19 protein-coding genes are annotated in these 20873 nt (G+C 66.9%); 12 read left to right on the top strand and 7 right to left on the bottom strand.

Going from position 1 to position 20873, the window contains the following annotated elements; all coding sequences use genetic code 11:
• Nucleotides 1-12: 12 nt before the first annotated feature.
• On the bottom strand, nt 13-1164 hold the full coding sequence (locus BLR75_RS11500) for a thiolase (RefSeq protein WP_084314211.1): 1152 nt from the start codon (nt 1162-1164) through the stop codon (nt 13-15).
• Nucleotides 1161-1544: a Zn-ribbon domain-containing OB-fold protein gene (locus BLR75_RS11495; protein ID WP_084314212.1), complete on the bottom strand. Its 384-nt coding sequence runs from the start codon at nt 1542-1544 to the stop codon at nt 1161-1163. Before BLR75_RS11495 ends, BLR75_RS11500 begins: the two co-directional genes overlap by 4 nt.
• 139 nt (nt 1545-1683) lie before the next feature.
• On the opposite strand from BLR75_RS11495, the gene BLR75_RS11490 reads away from it, so the two are divergent.
• Together BLR75_RS11490 and BLR75_RS11485 are read left to right on the top strand one after the other, a co-directional pair.
• Complete coding sequence (locus tag BLR75_RS11490) at nt 1684-2478, top strand: IclR family transcriptional regulator (protein ID WP_084314272.1); 795 nt, start codon at nt 1684-1686, stop codon at nt 2476-2478.
• A gap of 378 nt (nt 2479-2856) precedes the next feature.
• A complete protein-coding gene (locus BLR75_RS11485) occupies nt 2857-3876 on the top strand; it encodes a branched-chain amino acid aminotransferase (RefSeq protein ID WP_084314213.1) in 1020 nt (339 codons plus the stop codon).
• Between the two features lie 185 nt (nt 3877-4061).
• Here the strand turns inward: BLR75_RS11485 and BLR75_RS11480 are convergent, their stop codons facing one another.
• Both BLR75_RS11480 and BLR75_RS11475 read right to left on the bottom strand, forming a co-directional pair.
• On the bottom strand, nt 4062-6449 hold the full coding sequence (locus BLR75_RS11480; RefSeq protein WP_084314214.1) for a hybrid sensor histidine kinase/response regulator: 2388 nt from the start codon (nt 6447-6449) through the stop codon (nt 4062-4064).
• 52 nt (nt 6450-6501) lie between these two features.
• On the bottom strand, nt 6502-6924 hold the full coding sequence (locus BLR75_RS11475) for an Mpo1 family 2-hydroxy fatty acid dioxygenase (protein ID WP_084314215.1): 423 nt from the start codon (nt 6922-6924) through the stop codon (nt 6502-6504).
• Between the two features lie 104 nt (nt 6925-7028).
• Here BLR75_RS11475 and BLR75_RS11470 point away from each other — a divergent pair, with 104 nt between their 5' ends.
• The 4 genes from BLR75_RS11470 to BLR75_RS11455 all read left to right on the top strand — a co-directional run bounded on the left by BLR75_RS11470 (nt 7029) and on the right by BLR75_RS11455 (nt 10555).
• The gene (locus BLR75_RS11470; protein ID WP_084314216.1) at nt 7029-7826 is read left to right on the top strand and encodes a hydroxymethylpyrimidine/phosphomethylpyrimidine kinase; all 798 of its coding nucleotides are present in this window, start codon (nt 7029-7031) and stop codon (nt 7824-7826) included.
• 9 nt (nt 7827-7835) lie between these two features.
• Nucleotides 7836-8465: a thiamine phosphate synthase gene (gene thiE, locus BLR75_RS11465; protein ID WP_084314217.1), complete on the top strand. Its 630-nt coding sequence runs from the start codon at nt 7836-7838 to the stop codon at nt 8463-8465.
• A 38-nt stretch (nt 8466-8503) separates the two neighbouring features.
• On the top strand, nt 8504-9790 hold the full coding sequence (gene hemL, locus BLR75_RS11460; RefSeq protein WP_084314218.1) for a glutamate-1-semialdehyde 2,1-aminomutase: 1287 nt from the start codon (nt 8504-8506) through the stop codon (nt 9788-9790).
• Between the two features lie 222 nt (nt 9791-10012).
• Complete coding sequence (locus BLR75_RS11455; protein WP_084314219.1) at nt 10013-10555, top strand: tetratricopeptide repeat protein; 543 nt, start codon at nt 10013-10015, stop codon at nt 10553-10555.
• Between the two features lie 86 nt (nt 10556-10641).
• Here the strand turns inward: BLR75_RS11455 and BLR75_RS11450 are convergent, their stop codons facing one another.
• Nucleotides 10642-10971, bottom strand: a complete 330-nt coding sequence (locus BLR75_RS11450) for a DUF1820 family protein (RefSeq protein ID WP_084314220.1) — start codon at nt 10969-10971, stop codon at nt 10642-10644.
• A 131-nt stretch (nt 10972-11102) separates the two neighbouring features.
• On the opposite strand from BLR75_RS11450, the gene miaB reads away from it, so the two are divergent.
• From miaB to lnt, 5 genes are all read left to right on the top strand, one after another.
• Nucleotides 11103-12443 carry a tRNA (N6-isopentenyl adenosine(37)-C2)-methylthiotransferase MiaB gene (gene miaB, locus BLR75_RS11445; RefSeq protein WP_084314221.1) on the top strand — a complete coding sequence of 447 codons (1341 nt, stop codon included), beginning with the start codon at nt 11103-11105 and terminating at the stop codon, nt 12441-12443.
• A gap of 91 nt (nt 12444-12534) precedes the next feature.
• On the top strand, nt 12535-13539 hold the full coding sequence (locus BLR75_RS11440) for a PhoH family protein (protein ID WP_084314222.1): 1005 nt from the start codon (nt 12535-12537) through the stop codon (nt 13537-13539).
• Nucleotides 13529-13993, top strand: coding sequence for an rRNA maturation RNase YbeY (gene ybeY, locus BLR75_RS11435; RefSeq protein ID WP_090416055.1), 465 nt, complete (start codon nt 13529-13531; stop codon nt 13991-13993). Before BLR75_RS11440 ends, ybeY begins: the two co-directional genes overlap by 11 nt.
• A gap of 20 nt (nt 13994-14013) precedes the next feature.
• On the top strand, nt 14014-14853 hold the full coding sequence (locus BLR75_RS11430; RefSeq protein WP_084314223.1) for a CorC family transporter: 840 nt from the start codon (nt 14014-14016) through the stop codon (nt 14851-14853).
• A 216-nt stretch (nt 14854-15069) separates the two neighbouring features.
• On the top strand, nt 15070-16602 hold the full coding sequence (gene lnt / locus BLR75_RS11425; protein WP_084314224.1) for an apolipoprotein N-acyltransferase: 1533 nt from the start codon (nt 15070-15072) through the stop codon (nt 16600-16602).
• A 125-nt stretch (nt 16603-16727) separates the two neighbouring features.
• Here lnt and BLR75_RS11420 read toward each other — a convergent pair whose 3' ends face one another.
• Both BLR75_RS11420 and BLR75_RS11415 read right to left on the bottom strand, forming a co-directional pair.
• Nucleotides 16728-17492 carry a YdcF family protein gene (locus tag BLR75_RS11420; protein ID WP_084314225.1) on the bottom strand — a complete coding sequence of 255 codons (765 nt, stop codon included), beginning with the start codon at nt 17490-17492 and terminating at the stop codon, nt 16728-16730.
• 35 nt (nt 17493-17527) lie between these two features.
• Nucleotides 17528-17971: a hypothetical protein gene (locus tag BLR75_RS11415; protein WP_084314226.1), complete on the bottom strand. Its 444-nt coding sequence runs from the start codon at nt 17969-17971 to the stop codon at nt 17528-17530.
• A 248-nt stretch (nt 17972-18219) separates the two neighbouring features.
• On the opposite strand from BLR75_RS11415, the gene leuS reads away from it, so the two are divergent.
• Complete coding sequence (gene leuS / locus BLR75_RS11410; protein ID WP_084314227.1) at nt 18220-20841, top strand: leucine--tRNA ligase; 2622 nt, start codon at nt 18220-18222, stop codon at nt 20839-20841.
• The last annotated feature ends 32 nt before the right edge of the window (nt 20842-20873 follow it).

Here is a 20873-nt window from a genome sequence, read left to right as displayed (position 1 = left end):
GAACACAGAATTTCAGAGCACCGCTTGGGTGCCGAGCAGTGCCGTAACCTGGCTGGACAAGGTGCCGCCGTTGCCATGCAGCAGCGCCACCTCGGACTTCTTCAGCTGGCGCTCACCGGCCTGACGACGCAGCTGGGTGACCGCCTCGATGATCAGGAACATGCCGTACATGCCCGGATGCACACAGGACAGCCCGCCGCCGTTGGTGTTCACCGCCAACTCGCCACCGGGGGCGATGCGCCCGCCTTCGACGAAGCGACCGCCCTCGCCCTTCGGGCAGAAGCCGAGATCCTCGAGGAACAGGATAGTGTTGATGGTGAAGGCGTCGTAGAGCATCACCAGGTCGATGTCGGCGTGCTTCACCCCGGCCATTTCCATCGCGCGCGGGCCGCTTTCCGAGGCGGCGGTGACGGTCAGGTCGGGCATGGCCTGGATCGAACGATGCCACTGCGCGCCGGCGGCGCCGAGGAAGTACACCGGCTCGTTCGGCAGGTCGCGGGCGCGGTCGGCACGGACCAGCACGCAGGCGCCGCCACCGTCGGTGACCAGGCAGCAGTCAGCCGAGCTGAGCGGGTCGCTGACCATGCGGCTGGCCAGCACGTCGTCGATGCTCAGCGGGCCACGGGCGAAGGCCTCGGGGTTGAGGTTGGCCCACTTGCGCGCCGATACCGCGACTTCCGCGAGCTGGGCGCGGGTGGTGCCGAACTGGTGCATGTGGCGGCTGGCCGCCAGCGAGTAGGAAGTGATCGGATGGCGCGGCTTGTAGAAGGTTTCGTGCCACTGCGGCTCGCTCATCGACACCAGGCGGCCACCGGCGGTGCGCTGGTTGGAGCCATAGCAGATCAGCGCGGCGTTGCACAGGCCGGCCTCCAGGGCCAGGGTCGCCTGCAGCAGGTGCATCTCGAAGCTGGAACCGCCGACGTTGGTGCCGTCGACGAACTTCGGCTTGATGCCCAGGTATTCGCACACCGACAGGGTCGGGAAGGCATGCGAACTGGTGGCGGCGAACACGCCGTCGATGTCCGAGAGCTGCAGGCCGGCGTCGGCGATGGCTTTCAATGAAGCCTGGCCGAGCAGCTCGATGGGGCTGAAGCCGTGGGCCTCGCCGATGCCGGCGCTGCCAATGCCGACGATGGCGGTCTTGCCGCGGATTGCCTGGTTCATGCCTGGCCCTCCAGCAGATCGAACACCACTCCGGCCACGCCATCCACCTCGACGATGCGCGCCTTGACCCGGCTGCCGATGGCAGCGGTTTCCACGCCTTCGATGCGCGACATCATGCGCACGCCCTCGTCGAGGTCGATCAGCGCCACGTTGTGGCTGCCGGTGCGCGCACGATTGACGGTGATCGCATAGATAGTGCCGGTGCCGCTGGCCTCGACCCATTCCAGGTCGGTTTCACCGCTGCCGGGAATCAGCACGCGCGGGTAGAACACATAGCGTCCGGTGGAGGCGCTGCGCTGCAACATGAAACGACCCTCGGCGAGAAACGCGAGGTACTGTGCCTCGGGCCCTGGCATGCTGCGGTCGGGGAAATCCACCATGAGGTTTCTCCTTTGTTCTTGTTCTGCCTTGTTGCAAAGTGCGTTACCGCCGATGCCCATCCTGCCGAACTGCGGCCGTTGCAGGCATCGCAGGAGCAGAATACATTCACCATACAGAATATCAATCAGAATGCAGAATATGCCAACCAACAAAACCGCCAAAGAAACCAGCAGCAAGCGACCCAGCACCAAGGATGTCGGCGCCGTCGTGAACGCCATCCAGATCCTGCGCCACCTGGCCAACGCCGAAGGCCCCGAAGGCGCGACCGCCATCGCCCGCGCCACGGGCATCAGCCCGAGCACCACCTTCAACATCCTGCGCACGCTGAGCAACGAGCAGCTGACCTCGTTCGACAACGACACCAAGACCTACCGCCTGGGGCTGGGCCTGTCCGAGCTGGCGGTGAGTTTCATCGGCCGCAGCTATGCCGACCTGATCCAGCCGGAACTGGAGCGCCTGAGCACCACCCATAACATCCTGATCACCCTGTGGCAGGTCACGGACGATGCGCACATCCGCGTGATCGCGGCCTCCACCCCGGCCATCGCCCACATCAACGTCGCCATCGGCTCGCGCCTGCCGGAACTGGTCGGCGCTGCCGGGCGCTGCATCGCCGGCCTGCGCAACCTCCCCGAGGATGAACTGCGCCGCCGCCTGACGCGCGTCCGCTGGGAGAACCCGCCCAGCTTCGAGCAGTACCGCAGCGACGCCGCCGCCGCCCTGGAGCGCGGCTGGGCCATCGACGAGAGCCACCTGTACCGCGGCGTCAGCATGGTCTCCAGCCCGATCATCGACCACGACTGCCAGCCGCGCTTCGTCATTTCCGGCATCGGCATCAGCGCGCAGCACGACCGCGAAAAACTGGAACAGATCGGCGCCAGCCTGCACGAAACCGCCCGATTCATCAGCCGCTCGCTGTTCCCGCAGAGCTGACCTGGCGCAGCAGAACACCCAAGCATTCATTCAGCATACGGAAATGCATTCCTAAAAATCAGACATCAATGATCCCAGGCGAGCGACAGGCGGGCTGCCGCGAGCCCGGGGCATCGCCGGCTGCGAATGCGACTGGTGGCAGGAATATTCGTCAGGCAACCCCCACAGCAGCGAATATCACCGGTATCGTGGCACGTCGTGATGGAGTCCTGGTGGTGGCCATCAAGTGGAGAACGCCGTTCCTGCCGCGCCCACGAATCCTGGTCGATTCAGGCAGAGCCCGCCGCCAGGAGTCCGCAACATCTCATCTGTCCGGATGCTCGCCTGCCGCGCCAGGCAGGCGGCAGGCCATAGTCCATCCCATTTAACGAGATAACCATGGAACAGAAAGACATCGATTGGGGCACGCTCGGATTCGATTACATCAAGACCGACTTCCGCTACATCTCTCACTGGCGCGATGGTCTGTGGGACGACGGCAAGCTGACCGAGGACAACACCCTGCACATCAGCGAGGGTTCCACGGCGCTGCACTACGGCCAGCAGTGCTTCGAAGGCCTGAAGGCCTACCGCTGCAAGGATGGTTCGATCAACCTGTTCCGCCCGGACCAGAACGCCGCGCGCATGGCCCGCAGCTGTGCCCGCGTGCTGATGCCGCAGGTGTCCGAGGAGCAGTTCATCGACGCCTGCAAGCAGGTGGTCCGCGCCAACGAGCGCTTCATTCCGCCCTATGGCTCCGGCGGCGCCCTGTACCTGCGCCCGTTCGTGATCGGCGTGGGCGACAACATCGGCGTGCGCCCGGCCCCGGAGTTCATCTTCTCGGTGTTCTGCATCCCGGTCGGCGCCTACTTCAAGGGCGGCATGAAGCCCCATGACTTCGTGATTTCCACCTACGACCGCGCCGCGCCCCACGGCACCGGCGCCGCCAAGGTCGGCGGCAACTACGCCGCCAGCCTGCTACCGGGCTCCCAGGCCAAGAAGGAAGGCTTCGCCGACTGCATCTACCTCGACCCGGCCACCCACAGCCGCATCGAGGAAGTGGGCTCGGCCAACTTCTTCGCCATCACCCACGACGACGAGTTCGTTACCCCGCGCTCCAGCTCGGTGCTGCCGGGCATCACCCGCCTGTCGCTGATGCAACTGGCCGAACAGCGCCTGGGCCTGAAAGTGATCGAGGGCGACGTAGCGATCAACGACCTGGCGCGCTTCAAGGAAGCCGGCGCCTGCGGCACCGCGGCGGTGATCACGCCGATCGGCGGCATCCAGTACAAGGACCATCTGCACGTGTTCTTCAGCCGCGAAGACGTCGGCCCGGTGACCCGTCGTCTCTACGAAGAGCTGACCGGCATCCAGACCGGCGACGTGGAAGGCCCGGAAGGCTGGATCGTCAAGGTCTGATACCGAGCCGCAGCAGCTTCCCGGCTCTGATCGGAAAGCCGCTCGCTCAAGAAGAACGCCGCGATGCCGGGAGGTATCGCGGCGTTTTTCATGGGAGCCGGGCGAAAAGCCCAAAGCCGCGCGCCATGCGCGCGATCGCGGGCATGGCCCGCTCCTACAGGGGTGATCCCGCGCAGCGCCGACCGTCAGGCCTGGCTGGGCAGCGCCGGCTGGCAGAGCAGCCAGTCGTGCAACAGGGTCTGCAGTTCCTCGAACTTCACCGGCTTGGCCAGGTAGTCGCTCATCCCCGCCGCCAGGCAGCGGGCGCGGTCGCCGCTGTGGCTGTTGGCGGTGATCGCCAGCACCGGCAGGTCGGCGCAACGCGGCAGCGCGCGGATCGCCCGGCAGGTGGCGAAACCGTCCATCACCGGCATCTGGCAGTCCAGCAGCACCGCGTCCGGCGATTCCCGGCTCAGCAGCTCCACCGCCTCCGCGCCGTTGTCGGCGGTGCGCACCCGGTAGCCGAGCTTGAGCAGCATGCCGCGCAGCACCAGCTGGTTGATCGCGTCGTCTTCCACCACCAGCACGCTGCACTGTTCCGGCCGGCGCCGGGCCTGGCCGCCGGCGCGGCGTGGCGGCGGCACCAGGGCCTGGGTCGGGCGGGCCAGTTCGATGGCGAGGGCGAAGCGGCTGCCCTGGCCGGGCAGCGAGCCGTGGCTCAGCTCGCCGCCGAGCAGTTCGACCAGTTGCCGGCACAGCGCCAGGCCGATGCCGAGGCCGCCGTATTCGCGGGTCGACGAACCATCCAGCTGGAAGAAGCGCTGGTACACCGTCTCGTCCGACGGCGTGGCGAAGCCGATACCGGTGTCCGCCACCTCGACCCGCAGGGCGATGGCGTCGTCATGCTTCTCGCCGTTCACGCGCAGGGTCACGCTGCCCCGGGCGGTGAACTTGATGGCGTTGTCCAGCAGGTAGCCGAGCGCCTGGGCCAGCTTGGCGGAGTCGCCTTCGAGGGTGTCCGGCAGGCTTTCGTCGAGCTGCAGGGCGAAACGCAGGCCCTTCTCCTCGGCGCGCGGCGCGTACTGCGCGCGCAGGCTGTCGCACAGGCCGCGCAGGCTGAACGGCTCGCGCCGCGGGTAGAGCCTGCCGGCCTGCAGCTCGATCAGCGCGAGGATGTCGTTGACCATGCGCAGCATGTCCCGCGCCGAGCCTATGGCGGTCCGCTGGTACTCCGCCAGCTCGACCTCCATCGGCACCGTCTGCATCAGCTCCAGCGAGCCGATCACCCCGCTCATCGGCGTGCGCAGCTCGTGGGTGACGGTGGCGAGGAATTCGTCCTTCAGGCGGTTGCTGTTGGCCAGTTCCAGGTTGAGCTGCTCCAGCTTGGCGCTGCTTTCCTGGAGGATGCGCGCGCGTTCTTCGCGCATCGCGTTGATGCGGTCGGCCAGCGCCAGCGACAGCAACCCGACCTCCAGCGCCGAGCCGATCTGGCTGGCGTACATGGTGAGGAACACATTGGGCAGGAAGCCCAGCACCATCAGGGTGTTCACCGCGCCGCCGAGGAGGAAGGCGCTCCAGGCGAAGATGAAGTAGCGCGCCACGCGCATGCCACGCAGCCAGGAGACCACCCCGGCGGCGAAGATCGCCACGGTGAATACCAGCGCCAGCGAAGTCGCCAGGCGCAGGGCCATGCCGTAGCTGGCGCCCAGCGCCAGCAGCATGGTCAGCGCGCCGACCGCCATCAGGACCAGCAGCAGGCGATCGATCCACGGGCTGTGCTCGCGGGTGTGGAGGAACTTGCGGGCGAACTGGCAGCCGAACAGGCCGGCCGCGCCGATCAGGAAGGGCGTCGCGGCGTTCGCCCACCAGGGGCTGTCCGGCCAGAAGTACTCGATCCCGGCGCCGTTCACCGACACCTGGTAGAGGCCGAACGAGGCGATATAGAGGATGTAGTAGAGGTAGCTGGTGTCGCGGACGCTGAGGAAGATGAACAGGTTGTACACCAGCATCGCCAGCAGCACGCCGTAGATCATGCCGAGCACGTAGATGCGCCCGGGCTGCTCTTCCAGGTAGGCGCGCGGCGTCCACAGGGTCAGCGGCGCCTGGATCGAGCCCTGGCTTTCCAGGCGCAGGTAGATGCGCTGGGTCTGGTCCGGCTCCACGCGGATGCGGAACAGGTAGTTGTTCTGCTTCACCGGGCGGCTGGCGAACGGCAGGGTGTCGCCGGTGCGCTGGTCGAGGCGGTAGCCACCCTTGCCGTCCGGCAGGTAGAGGTCGAGCTTGTCCAGCGGCGGGTAGGCCAGCTCCAGCAGGCGGGTGGTAGCGCGGTGGTCCTCTTGCGGGCGGTATTCCAGGTCCAGGCGCAGCCAGAACACCGAGCGCGAATAGCCGGCGTTGAGCACGTCCTCCTCATGCCGGTGGAAGCTGCCTTCCAGCGCGGGCGAGGCGATCTCGCTGATGTCGGCGTTGCCGCGCACGTCCTCGAACACGTCGATGGCGCGGCCGAGCGGCAGGCTCTCGACGTGCTCGTCGAAGGTCACGGCGTTCGCCAGCGGCGAAAGGATGCACAGGAAAAGAGTCAGCCAGTACCACATGTCGCCGCGCGCAGCCCCCGGAATGTCGAACCGGCGAACTCTAGCACAGCCATCAATAGGCCAGCCCCAGGCGGCGGAAGACGAAGGCCACCACCCACAGCGGGCCGATCAGCAGGAACTGCACGTCCTTGAAGAACGAAGGCTTTTGGCCTTCGACGCCGTGGCCGACGAACTGGCCGATCCAGGCCAGCACGAAGATCGCCACGCAGGGCCAGAACACCGCCGGCATCTGGCTGAAGATCCACGCCGACAGCGCGCCGAGCACGCCCATGGTCAGGCACATGCGCCACGACAGGCTGAGGTAGAAGAGCATCGCCAGGACCATGAAGGCGCCCATCAGCCAGGGATGGACGGCCCAGAGGATGCCGAGCAGGCTGAAGGTGATCAGCGGCACGCAGATCCAGTGCAGCAGCTTGTTCAGCGGGTTGCGGTGACTCTGTCCGTATTCGTCGAACCACTGATCGATGGTCTTCATGCACGCACTCCTCGCAGACTTGTCCTTATTGTGGTACCTAGCAGCGTTTCCCGCCGCGCCCCATAACGGGGCCCGGCCCACTTTTGATGATAAGCTGCCGCGCCATGAAAACACCCACCTCCCGCCCCGTAGTTCTCTGCCTCTCCGGTCACGACCCGAGCGGCGGCGCCGGCCTGCAGGCCGACATCGAAGCCCTGATCGCCCAGGGTTGCCACGCCGCGCCGACCGTCACCGCGCTGACCGTGCAGGACACCGTCAACGTCTCCGACTTCCGCGTGCTCGACCGCGAGTGGGTGCTGGCCCAGGCCAGCGCCGTGATCGCCGACCTGCCGGTGGCAGCGGTCAAGCTGGGCATGCTCGGCTCGGTGGAGATGGTCGAGACGGTGCTGGAAATCATGCAGTCGCTACCCGGCGTGCCGCTGGTCTGCGACCCAGTGCTGCGCGCCGGCGGCGGCGGCGCCCTGGGCAAGGACGACGTCGGCTACGCCATGCGCGAACGCCTGCTGCCGGTCGCCACCATCGCCACGCCGAACCTGCCGGAAGCGCGCATCCTCGCCGAACTGCCGGAAGGCACGCCGGAGCAGTGCGCGGAGAAGCTGCTGCCCCATGTGCAGCACCTGCTGATCACCGGCGGCCACGGCGACGAGGCCGAGGTGCACAACCGCCTGTACTGCCGCGACGGCTCGCAGCACAGCTTCACCTGCCAGCGCCTGCCGGGCAGCTATCATGGTTCCGGCTGCACCCTGGCCAGCACCCTGGCCGGCCGCCTCGCCCTCGGCGAGGAACTGGTCAGCGCCGTGCGCAGCGCCCTCGACTACACCTGGCGCACCCTGCGCGACGCCGAGGCGCCCGGCCACGGCCAGTACGTGCCGCGTCGCCTGCCGCTGGATTTCTGCTCCTGAGAGGCGCCCATGAAACTGCGTGGACTCTATGCCATCACCGACAGCCAGCTGCTCGCCGACGGCCGCCTGCTGCCCTACGTCGAAGCGGCGCTGAAGGGCGGCGCCCAGCTGCTGCAGTACCGCGACAAGTCCCATGACGAGTCGCGGCGCCTGCGCGAGGCGGAAAGCCTGCGCGAACTCTGCGAGCGCCATGGCGCCCAGCTGATCATCAACGACGACGCCGAACTGGCCGCGCGCCTGGGCGTCGGCGTGCATCTCGGCCAGACCGACGGCTCGCTGGCCGCCGCCCGCGCCCTGCTCGGCCGCAACGCGGTGGTCGGCGCCACCTGCCACGCCAGCCTGGAGCTGGCCGCGCAGGCGGCGGGCGAAGGCGCCAGCTACATCGCCTTCGGCCGCTTCTTCAATTCCCAGACCAAGCCCGGCGCGCCGGCCGCCACCGTCGACCTGCTGGAGCAGGCGCGCAGCCGCTTCGGCCTGCCGCTGGTGGCCATCGGCGGCGTCACCATCGACAACGCGCCGGAGCTGATCGGCCGCGGCGCCGATCTGCTGGCGGTGATCCACGCGCTGTTCGCCGCCGATTCCGCCGCCGAGGTGGAGCGCCGCGCCCGCGCCTTCAGCGCCCTGTTCCAGGCCGACTGAGGCCGCCTTCCGAATTCAGAGACATCTGCGAGGTTCCCATGTCCCGTTCCGAAACCCTGTTCGCCAACGCCCAGAAGCACATCCCCGGCGGCGTCAACTCCCCGGTCCGCGCGTTCAAGAGCGTCGGCGGCACTCCGCTGTTCTTCAAGCACGCGGAAGGCGCCTACGTGGTGGATGAAGACGACAAGCGCTACGTCGACTACGTCGGCTCCTGGGGCCCGATGATCCTCGGCCACAGCCACCCGGACGTGCTCGACGCGGTGCGCAGGCAACTGGATCACGGCCTCTCCTACGGCGCGCCGACCGCGCTGGAAGTGGAAATGGCCGACCTGGTCTGCTCGCTGGTGCCGTCGATGGACATGGTGCGCATGGTCAGCTCCGGCACCGAGGCGACCATGAGCGCCATCCGCCTGGCCCGCGGCTACACCGGCCGCGACAGCATCATCAAGTTCGAGGGCTGCTACCACGGCCACTCCGACAGCCTGCTGGTGAAGGCCGGCTCCGGCGCCCTGACCTTCGGCGTGCCGAACTCCCCCGGCGTACCGGCGGCCTTCGCCAAGCACACCCTGACCCTGCCGTTCAACGACATCGCCGCGGTGGAGAAGACCCTGGCGGAAGTCGGCCAGGAAGTGGCGTGCATCATCGTCGAGCCGGTGGCCGGCAACATGAACTGCGTGCCGCCGGCCGCGGGCTTCCTCGAAGGCCTGCGCAGCCTGTGCGACAAGCACGGCGTGGTGCTGATCTTCGACGAGGTGATGACCGGCTTCCGCGTCGCCCTCGGCGGCGCCCAGGCGTTCTACGGCGTGAAGCCGGACCTGTCGACCTTCGGCAAGATCATCGGCGGCGGCATGCCGGTGGGCGCCTTCGGCGGCAAGCGCGAGATCATGGAGCAGATTTCCCCGCTCGGCCCGGTCTACCAGGCCGGCACCCTGTCCGGCAACCCGCTGGCCATGGCCGCCGGCCTGACCACCCTGCGCCTGATCAGCCGCCCGGGTTTCCACGACGAGCTGACCGCCTACACCACGAAGATGCTGCAGGGCCTGCAGGATCGCGCCGATGCGGCGGGCGTGCCGTTCGTCACCACCCAGGCGGGCGCCGCCATGTTCGGCCTGTACTTCACCGGTGCCGACGACATCGTCACCTTCGAGGATGTGATGGGCAGCGACGTGGAACGCTTCAAGCGCTTCTTCCACCTGATGCTGGACGGCGGCGTGTACCTGGCGCCGAGCGCCTTCGAGGCCGGCTTCACCTCCATCGCCCACGGCGAGACCGAGCTGAAGCTGACCCTGGATGCGGCCGAGCGGGCGTTCGCCGCACTGAAGTAAGTGCCGACGTAGGGTGGATCACGCTCCATCGATCCACCATGGCCGCGCAATGGTGGATGGAAGAGCGCCATCCACCCTACGAAGACACACCGCCCTTCCACTCGGCCAGAAAACGCGGCAAAGGCTTTGTAAGGAACCACGGGCTTATTTCATAATGTGAGGGCCAGCGCATTTCGCTGGCCGGGCGGATGCCCGCCCCGATGCTGGAGGCCCTTTCCCCCCATGTTCCGCTCCGGTCGCGCCCTGATTCTGGGTTGCCTGCTGTGCGCCCCCCTGTTGGCAGAAGCCGGGGGCAATCCCCTGCTGATCCCGGCGACCGGCCGCTGCACCCTGAATACCGTGCCCGAGCAGCTCCAGCAGGCGCTGGCCGCCTGCCAGCAGGTCGCCAATGGCGGCGACGCGCAGGCGCAGTACGAGCTGGGGGAATTCTTCTATACCGGCGAACGCGCGCCGCGCGACTTCCAGGCCGCGCTGCACTGGTTCGAGAAGGCCTCGTTGCAGGGCCATGCCCAGGCACAGCTGCGTCTGGGCACCATGTTCTTCCGTGGCGAAGGGGTGAAGGCCAACAACGTGCAGGCCTACATCGTGCTGAAGATGGCCGCGGTGAACGGCGCCGAGGAAGCCATGGACAGCGCCGACCTGGTCGCCGAGCAGATGAACCGCAACGAGCTGGACATCGCCACCAAGGTGCTCGGGCAGATCTTCCGCAACTACCTGATCGAACTGCAGACCGCCGGCAACACGCCGTTCGCGCCGCTGCCCTGACAATCGACGCCGCCCGTAGGAGCGAGCTTGCTCGCGAACCCTCGGCGCGTGGCAATTCGCGAGCCAGCTCGCTCCTGCGACCCGCTTCAGTTCTTGTCCGGCATGGGGACGGGGAACGGCATGACGTTGCCGGTCGCCTTGGCCTCGCTGATCTTCGCGGTGCCGAGGCGCTCGACCTCGTCGATGCGGATGATCGCGTGCATCGGCACGAAGCTGCGGATGACGCCTTCGAACTGGGCCTTGAGCTTTTCCTCGCTCGGGTCGACCACCACCTGGGTGCGCTCGCCGAAGACGAATTCCTCGATTTCCAGGAAGCCCCACAGATCGCTCTGGTAGATCTGCTTGGCGTACATCTCGTACACCTGGCCCTGGTTGAGGAAGACCACCTTGTAGATCGGGTTTTCGCGCTTGTTCATGAACGGCAGGTGACAGTCAGGCTGCAAATCGGGGCGCGAATCATAGCACAGCCATCCGGCGCGCAACCCTAGGAAGGAGCCCGGCGCCCCACTATAATGCGCGGTCCATTTTTCATTCTTCGACGAGATCCATGGCCAAGAAGCTTTTCATCCAGACCCACGGTTGCCAGATGAACGAGTACGACAGCTCGCGCATGGCGGATCTGCTGGGCGAGCACCAGGCCCTGGAACTCACGGAGAAGCCCGAAGAAGCCGACGTGATCCTGCTGAATACCTGCTCGATCCGCGAAAAGGCCCAGGAGAAGGTGTTCTCCGAGCTGGGCGCCTGGCGCTCGCTGAAGCAGCAGAATCCCGCGCTGGTGATCGGCGTCGGCGGCTGCGTGGCCAGCCAGGAAGGCGCCGCCATCCGCGAGCGCGCGCCCTACGTCGACGTGGTGTTCGGCCCGCAGACCCTGCACCGCCTGCCGGAAATGATCGACGCCGCACGCGCCACCCGCAAACCGCAGGTGGACGTGTCGTTCCCGGAGATCGAGAAGTTCGACCGCCTGCCCGAACCGCGCGTCGACGGCCCGACCGCCTTCGTCTCGGTGATGGAAGGCTGCAGCAAGTACTGCTCGTTCTGCGTGGTGCCCTACACCCGCGGCGAGGAAGTCAGCCGGCCGTTCGACGACGTGCTCGCCGAGGTCATCCACCTGGCCGAGAACGGCGTGCGGGAAGTCACCCTGCTCGGGCAGAACGTCAACGGCTACCGCGGCGCCACCCATGACGGGCGCATCGCCGATTTCGCCGAGCTGATCCGCGTGGTCGCCGAGGTCGACGGCATCGAGCGCATCCGCTACACCACCTCGCACCCGCTGGAGTTCTCCGACGCGCTGATCGCCGCGCATGCCGAGGTGCCACAGCTGGTGCCGTTCGTCCACCTGCCGGTGCAGTCGGGCTCCGACCGCGTGCTGGCGGCGATGAAGCGCAACCACACGGCGCTGGAATACAAGTCGCGCATCCGCAAGCTGAAGGCGGCGGTACCGGACATCTGCATCAGCTCGGACTTCATCGTCGGCTTCCCCGGCGAGACCGACAGGGACTTCGAGCAGACCATGAAGCTGGTGGAGGACGTCGGCTTCGACCACTCGTTCTCCTTCATCTACAGCCCGCGCCCCGGCACCCCGGCCTCCGACCTGGCCGACGACACCCCGGAAGAGGTGAAGAAGCAGCGCCTGCTGACCCTCAACAGCCGCCTGCAGCAGCAGAGCTTCGAGATCAGCCGGCGGATGGTCGGCAGCGTCCAGCGCATCCTCGTCACCGACTACTCCAAACGCGACCCGGGCAAGCTGCAGGGCCGCACCGGCAACAACCGCATCGTCAATTTCGCCAGCGACAATCCGCGCCTGATCGGCCAGTTCGTGGACGTGGAAATCTACGAGGCGCTGCCCAATTCCCTGCGTGGCACGCTGATCGAAGGCAGCGCCCACTGAGCACAATCCCCCGGAGGTCGAACTTTCCCACTCGGTTCTCCGGGGTTATTCTTCGGACATTCCCATAGCTGAACGGCGACTGCACAACACCTTGAACGCCCCCCTGGAATTTCATCGCTTCACCCTCGATCCCTTCGACGCCCGCAGCTTTGCCAACCTCTGCGGACAATTCGACGAGCATCTGCACCAGATCGAGAAACGCCTGGACATCGAGATCCGCAACCGCGGCAACCAGTTCGAACTGGTCGGCGACCCGATCCGCACCCAGGCCGCCGAGCACCTGCTGCAGCGCCTCTATCGCGAGGCGCAGACCGGCACCGACCTGACCCCGGACATGGTCCACCTGTTCCTCCAGGAATCCGGCCTGGAAGACCTGGCCGGCCCGCACGACGCCCCGGCGATCACGCTGAAGACGCGCAAGGCGCACATCCGCCCGCGCGGCGCCAACCAGCAGCGCTACGTCAAGGCGATCCTCGATCACGACATCAACTTCGGCATCGGCCCGGCCGGCACCGGCAAGACCTACCTCGCCGTGGCCTGCGCGGTGGACGCGCTGGAGCGCGAGCAGATCCGCCGCATCCTGCTGGTGCGCCCGGCGGTGGAGGCCGGCGAGAAGCTCGGCTTCCTGCCCGGCGACCTGGCGCAGAAGATCGACCCCTACCTGCGCCCGCTGTACGACGCGCTGTACGAGATGCTCGGCTTCGAGACCGTGGCCAAGCTGATCGAGCGCCAGGTGATCGAGGTCGCGCCGCTGGCCTACATGCGCGGCCGCACCCTTAACAACAGCTTCATCATCCTCGACGAGAGTCAGAACACCACCATCGAGCAGATGAAGATGTTCCTGACCCGTATCGGCTTCGGCTCCACCGCCGTGATCACCGGTGACATCACCCAGGTCGACCTGCCGCGCGGCACGCGTTCCGGCCTGCACCACGTGATCGAGGTGCTGCGCGACGTGCCGGGGATCAGCTTCACCCACTTCAAGCCCAAGGATGTGGTGCGTCACCCGCTGGTGCAGCGCATCGTCGAGGCCTACGAGCGTCACGAGAACCGCCTGCACGGCGAACCGGCGAAGGACAGCCGCGATGGTGCTTGAACTCGACCTGCAGATCGCATCGGAAGCCCCCGGCCTGCCCACGGAAGCGGATTTCCGCCGCTGGTGCGAACTGGCCCTGCGCCAGCGGCAGAACGACTCCGAGCTGACCATCCGCCTGGTCGACGAGGCGGAAGGCCGCGAACTCAACCGCACCTGGCGGCACAAGGACTACGCCACCAACGTGCTGTCCTTCCCCGCCGACGTGCCCGACGAGTTGCTGGACATCCCGCTGCTCGGCGACCTGGTGATCTGCGCCCCGGTGGTCGCCCGCGAGGCGGCCGAGCAGGGCAAGACGCTGCCGGCGCACTGGGCGCACCTGGTCATCCACGGCTGCCTGCACCTGCTCGGCTACGACCATGTCGAAGACGCGGAAGCGGAAGAAATGGAACAACTGGAGCGGGAATTGCTTGCTGAACTGGGCCATCCCGACCCTTACGCGGCAGACGAACAATAAGAGAGCCACCGAGCACGACAATGAGCGAAGATCGATTGAGCAACGGGCACAAGTCATGGCTGGACAAGATCACCCAGGCTTTTGCCCATGAGCCGAGAAACCGCCAGGAGCTCCTCGAGCTGCTGCGCGAAGCCCACGACAACAAGCTGCTGGACAGCGAGGCGCTGTCCATCGTCGAGGGCGCCATCCAGGTCGCGGACCTGCAGGTGCGCGACATCATGGTCCCGCGGTCCCAGGTGATCACCATCCGCTCGACGCAGACGCCGCGGGAATTCCTCCCGTCGGTGATCGAGGCGGCGCACTCGCGCTATCCGGTGATCGGCGAGAGCCTCGACGACATCGTCGGCGTGCTGCTGGCCAAGGACCTGCTGCCGCTGATCCTCCACGACGCCAACCACAGCTTCAACATCAAGGACCTGCTGCGTCCGGCGACCTTCGTCCCGGAATCCAAGCGCCTCAACGTCCTGCTGCGCGAGTTCCGCGCCAACCGCAACCACATGGCCATCGTCATCGACGAGTACGGCGGCGTGGCCGGCCTGGTGACCATCGAGGACGTGCTGGAGCAGATCGTCGGCGACATCGAGGACGAGCACGACGTCGAGGAAGACAGCTACATCAAGCCGCTGCCCAGCGGCGACTTCATCGTCAAGGCGCTGACCCCGGTGGATGCCTTCAACGACTTCTTCGGCGCGGAGTTCTCCGACGAGGAATTCGACACGGTCGGCGGCCTGGTGATGAGCGCCTTCGGCTACATGCCCAAGCGCAACGAGACCACCGAGCTGGGCGGTTTCCGCTTCCGCGTGCTGAACGCCGACAGCCGCCGCCTGCACCTGCTGCGGTTGACGCCGTTGCAGGACTGAGCCTCACCGGTTGGTGGATAAGCGTTCCGCTTATCCACCCTACGGGCTGAAGGACGCACCTGGCCCTCCCCGTAGGGTGGATAACGCGCAGCGTTATCCACCAATTCCACGGAAGCATCCGACACCGCCGGTAATGGCTTCTGGCCAAGCCCCGGTAGCCTGCCGTTCGTCTCTCCATTACTCTTGCGCATCGCTCAACGATCCCAAGGAACACCGATGCGCTGGATCACCCGCCCCGGTTGGCCGGGCCATTTCCTGGCATTCGCCGCCGGCGCCCTCACCCCGCTCTTCCTCGCCCCGTTCGACTTCTGGCCGCTGGCCCTGCTCTCGGTCGCGCTGTTCTATCTCGGCCTGCGCCACGCCACGCCCCACGCGGCGCTGTGGCGCGGCTGGTGGTACGGCTTCGGCGCCTTCATCGCCGGCACCAGCTGGATCTACTACAGCATCCACGACTTCGGCGGCGCCTCCGGCCCGCTGGCGGCCTTCCTGGTCGGCGGCTTCAGCGCCGGCGTGGCCTTCTTCTTCGCCCTGCCGGCCTGGCTGTGGGTGCGCTACCTGCGGCGCAACAGCGCGCCGATCAGCGACGCACTGGCCTTCGCCGCCCTGTGGATGGGGCTGGAACTGTTCCGCAGCTGGTTCCTCACCGGCTTCCCCTGGCTCTACACCGGCTACAGCCAGTTGCACGGCCCGCTGGCCGGGCTGGCGCCGGTGGGTGGCGTCTGGCTGATCTCCTTCGCCATCGCCCTCAGCGCCGCGCTGATTTGCAATGCCGGTGAACTGCTGCGCTCGCCAGTACGCCTGGTGCCCGCGCTGCTCCTGCTGCTGGCGCCGTGGATCGCCGGCGTCGCGCTGAAGGGCCACGCGTGGACCGTTCCGGCCGGCGCGCCGCTGAAGATCGCCGCGATCCAGGGCAACGTCGCCCAGGAAATGAAATGGAATCCCGAACACGTCGCCGCCCAGCTCGGCATGTACCGCGACCTCACCGCCGAGCTGCAGGATGTCGACCTGATCGTCTGGCCGGAAACCGCCGTGCCGGTGCTCAAGGACCTCGCCACCGGCTACCTGGGCATGGTCGACGAACTGGCCAGGGGCAAGCACGCCGCGCTGATCACCGGGGTGCCGGTGCGCCAGCGCACGCCGGACGGCGCCCGCTACTACAACGGCATCACCGTGGTCGGCGACGGCAGCGGCGACTACCTGAAGCAGAAGCTGGTGCCGTTCGGCGAGTACGTGCCGCTGCAGGACGTCCTGCGCGGGCTGATCGCCTTCTTCGACCTGCCGATGTCCGACTTCGCCCGCGGCCCGGCCGAACAGCCGCTGCTCAAGGCCAAGGGCTACGCCATCGCGCCGTACATCTGCTACGAGGTGGTCTACCCGGAATTCGCCGCCGGCCTCGCCGCGCAGAGCCAGATCCTCCTGACCATCAGCAACGACGCCTGGTTCGGCACCTCCATCGGCCCGCTGCAGCACCTGCAGATGGCGCAGATGCGTGCGCTGGAGGCGGGCCGCTGGATGATCCGCGGCACCAACAACGGCGTCACCGCGCTGATCGACCCGCAGGGCAGGCTGGCCGCCGAGGTGCCGCAGTTCCAGCGCGCCGTGCTGCGCGGCGAGATCACCCCGATGCAGGGCCTGACGCCCTACCTGCAATGGCGCATCTGGCCGCTGGCGATCCTCTCGCTGGCGCTGGTCGCCTGGACCCTGGTGCGCCGGCAGACGCATCCGGAGCAGCGGCGCATCTTCGGCTGATGCCCCGACCTTTCGTGTAGGAGCCAGCTTGCTGGCGATATCCGCGCTATCCGGCCCCGCCCATGCCGGATGGAAACCGGATCGCCAGCAAGCTGGCTCCTACAGACCGGGAATGCCCGGAACGATCACTGCCGATAGAACAGCCGATACCCCACCAGCCCGATCGCCTCGTTGAGCAACTGCTCGCTCTGCCAGACGGCCTTGCCCTCCGGCAGCCAGCCGCCGAACGGACGGGCATTGTCCACGCCGATGAAGCCGACTGGCGCCGGCACCACCTCCAGCCCGACCGTCTCGAAACTCCACAGCGCCCGTCGCATGTGCAGCGCCTGGGTCACCAGCACGACCCGGCGAACGCCCGCCTGGCGCAGGATCTGTGCGCTTTCCGTGGCGTTTTCCCAGGTCGTGCGGCTGCGCCCTTCCTGCCAGCGCACCGCCACGCCGTAATCGTCGCGCAGGCTTTCCGCCATGATCTGCGCCTCGCTCGGCGGGGTGCCGTAGTGCAGCCCGCCGGAAGTCAGGATCGGCAGCCCACTGGCCCTGGCCAGGCGCGCCGCGTAGCGCAGCCGTTCGCGCGCCATCACGCCGGGCTGGTCGGCGCCCCAGGACGGATCGCCGCGCTCGCGGCCGGCGCCGAGGATGACGATGGCATCCGCGCGCGTGGCCAGGCTCGACCATTCGGAACGTTCCAGTGGCGGATGCGCTTCGAGCAGACGGGCGCCCCACTCCACGCCGACCGGCAGGCTCATCAGCAGCAATCCGCCGAAGCCGCCGACGAAGCAGGCGGCGGCCAGCCGCGGGAGGCGCCGGCGCAGGAAGAACGCGCACAGCAACAGCGCCAGCAGCAGGCCCGGCGGCATGAAGATCTGTTTGAGCAAATAGCGAATCGGCATTGGCGGCTCCTTGCAGAGCGCCAAAGCCTAACGGATCAGCGGACCGACTGGTTCATCCGTGCGCTGCGGAACAGCTGGGAACCGCAGGAAGCGCAGGGCAGCACGCCCTGAGAACGGCTCAGGGCCACCGGCGAACCGCACAGCGCGCACAACAGCATCTGCCGGCGCGCCGCCAGCCGCGGCTTGGGTACGCTCGCCGCCTGGCGCGGCTTGCGTCCGCCACGGGCGGAGGAGCGTTCGAGCAGCGCCAGTTCTTCCGCCGCCGCATGCCAGCCACGCAGCCAGTTCACATCCTGGTCGAGATAGGCCCGGATCAGTTCCATTTCCGCACTGCTGAGCCCGCGAAGTTCCAGTTCCTGGGGATGCTCGTCGCGCAATCGTTCGGCGGTATCGGCTTCATCCAGAGCCAGTGCGAGACGTTGCAGCAACCGTTCATACAAACCGGACCCGGACACACTTGCGCGATGCAGCTCAGCCATCAGTCACCTCGAACAGACGGAAACCTCCCGCCTTCACGGCAAAGCTTAGCGTTCCGGCCCAGCAGCCACCGAGCGTGCGACAAACGGCGCGGGCTACCGGCTCGGGGAGGGGTCATGTATGCTACGGGGCTTTCTGTAGCTACTTGCCAGCGAATCCGCCGCCCCGCCGCGCGCGGTTCCGGCAGGACGAAAACGGCGATCCGTTTTCCCGACTGCACACCCTTTTCTGCACAGGTCCAAGCAGCGCCATGCACGAGCAATACCAGCCCCTCGAAGTCGAATCCCAGGCCCAGAAATACTGGAACGAACACAACTCCTTCCGCGTCGAGGAAACCGACGGCAAGGACAAGTTCTACTGCCTGTCGATGTTCCCCTACCCGAGCGGCAAGCTGCACATGGGCCACGTGCGCAACTACACCATCGGCGACGTGATCAGCCGCTATCAGCGCATGCACGGCAGGAACGTGCTGCAGCCGATGGGCTGGGACGCCTTCGGCATGCCGGCGGAAAACGCCGCGATGAAGAACAACGTCGCGCCGGCCGCCTGGACCTACGACAACATCGCCTACATGAAGGCCCAGCTGAACAGCCTCGGCCTGGCCATCGACTGGACCCGCGAAGTCACCACCTGCAAGCCGGACTACTACCGCTGGGAGCAGTGGCTGTTCACCCGCCTGTTCGAGAAGGGCGTGATCTACCGCAAGAACGGCACCGTGAACTGGGACCCGGTGGACCAGACCGTACTGGCCAACGAACAGGTCATCGACGGCCGTGGCTGGCGCTCGGGCGCGCTGATCGAGAAGCGCGAGATCCCGATGTACTACTTCAAGATCACCGCCTACGCCGAAGAGCTGCTGGAAAGCCTCGACCACCTGCCGGGCTGGCCGGAACAGGTCAAGACCATGCAGCGCAACTGGATCGGCAAGTCGCGCGGCATGGAGATCGCCTTCCCCTATGACCAGGCCTCCATCGGCGAAGCCGGCCAGATGAAGGTCTTCACCACCCGTCCGGACACCCTGATGGGCGCCACCTACGTCGCCGTGGCCGCCGAGCACCACCTGGCCACCCTCGCCGCCCAGCGCGATCCGTCGCTGCAGGCGTTCATCGACGAGTGCAAGCGCGGCGGCGTCGCCGAGGCGGACATCGCCACCCAGGAAAAGAAAGGCGTGGCCACTTCGCTGTTCGTCGAGCATCCGCTGACCGGCGAGAAACTGCCGGTGTGGATCGCCAACTACGTGCTGATGAGCTACGGCGAAGGCGCGGTGATGGCGGTTCCGGCCCATGACGAACGCGACTTCGAATTCGCCAACAAGTACGCCCTGCCGATCCAGCAGGTGATCGCCCAGGTCGGCGTCGACAACGATTTCGAGCCGACCGCCTGGAAAGAGTGGTACGGCGTCAAGGACGAGTCCGTCGTCACCGTCAACTCCGGCAAGTACGACGGCCTCGGCTACCAGGCTGCCTTCGACGCCATCGGCGCCGATCTCGAAGCCAAGGGCCTCGGACAGGCGCGCACCCAGTTCCGCCTGCGCGACTGGGGCATCAGCCGCCAGCGCTACTGGGGCTGTCCGATCCCGATCATCCATTGCGACGCCTGCGGCGACGTGCCGGTGCCGGCCGACCAGCTGCCGGTGGTCCTGCCGGAAGACGTGGTGCCGGACGGCGCCGGTTCGCCGCTGGCGAAGATGCCGGAATTCTACGAGTGCAGCTGCCCGAAATGCGGCCAGCCGGCCAAGCGCGAAACCGACACCATGGACACCTTCGTCGAATCGTCCTGGTATTTCGCGCGCTACGCCTGCCCGCAGTTCGAAGACGGCATGCTGGACAAGAAGGCCGCCAACTACTGGCTGCCGGTCGACCAGTACATCGGCGGCATCGAGCACGCCATCCTGCACCTGCTCTACGCGCGCTTCTTCCACAAGCTGATGCGCGACGAGGGCCTGATCGACTCCGACGAGCCGTTCAGGAACCTGCTGACCCAGGGCATGGTGGTCGCCGAGACCTACTACCGCACCAATCCGAACGGCAGCAAGGACTGGTTCAACCCGGCCGACGTGGAAGTCGAGCGTGACGCCAAGGCCAAGGTCATCGGCGCGCGCCTGAAGACCGACGGCCTGCCGGTGGAAATCGGCGGCACCGAGAAGATGTCCAAGTCGAAGAACAACGGCGTCGACCCGCAGGCGATGATCGACGCCTACGGCGCCGACACCTGCCGCCTGTTCATGATGTTCGCCTCGCCGCCGGACATGAGCCTGGAATGGTCCGACTCCGGCGTCGAGGGCGCGAGCCGCTTCCTCCGCCGCGTCTGGCGCCTGGCCCAGGGCCACGTGCAGAAGGGCTTCGTCGGTGCGGTGAACCGCTCGCTGCTGGACGACGCGCAGAAGGGCATCCACCGCGCCATCCACCTGGCGATCCGCCAGGCCAGCCAGGATATCGGCCAGAATCACAAGTTCAACACCGCCATCGCCGCCGTGATGACCCTGATGAACGTGCTGGAAAAGGCCCCGCAGGAGACCGCCGAAGACCGCGCCCTGCTGCAGGAAGGCCTGGAGGCCGTGACCCTGCTGCTGGCGCCGATCACCCCGCACATCAGCCACGTGCTCTGGCACGAACTGGGCAAGCAGGGCGCGGTGATCGACGCCTCCTGGCCGCAGGTCGACGAGGAAGCGCTGGTGCAGGACAGCCTGCAACTGGTGGTACAGGTCAACGGCAAGCTGCGCGGCCATATCGAAGTGCCGGCCAGCGCCAGCCGCGAGGAAGTCGAGGCGGCGGCCCGCGCCAACGAGAACGTGCTGCGCTTCACCGATGGCCTGACCATTCGCAAGGTGATCGTGGTTCCGGGCAAACTGGTCAATATCGTCGCCAACTGAGCATGACGCATACCCCGTGGCCGGGCGCCACG

Source organism: Pseudomonas jinjuensis (assembly GCF_900103845.1).
Lineage (GTDB): Bacteria > Pseudomonadota > Gammaproteobacteria > Pseudomonadales > Pseudomonadaceae > Pseudomonas > Pseudomonas jinjuensis.
Note: the sequence above shows the minus strand (reverse complement) of the source record. Positions and strands in the feature narration are given on the sequence as shown.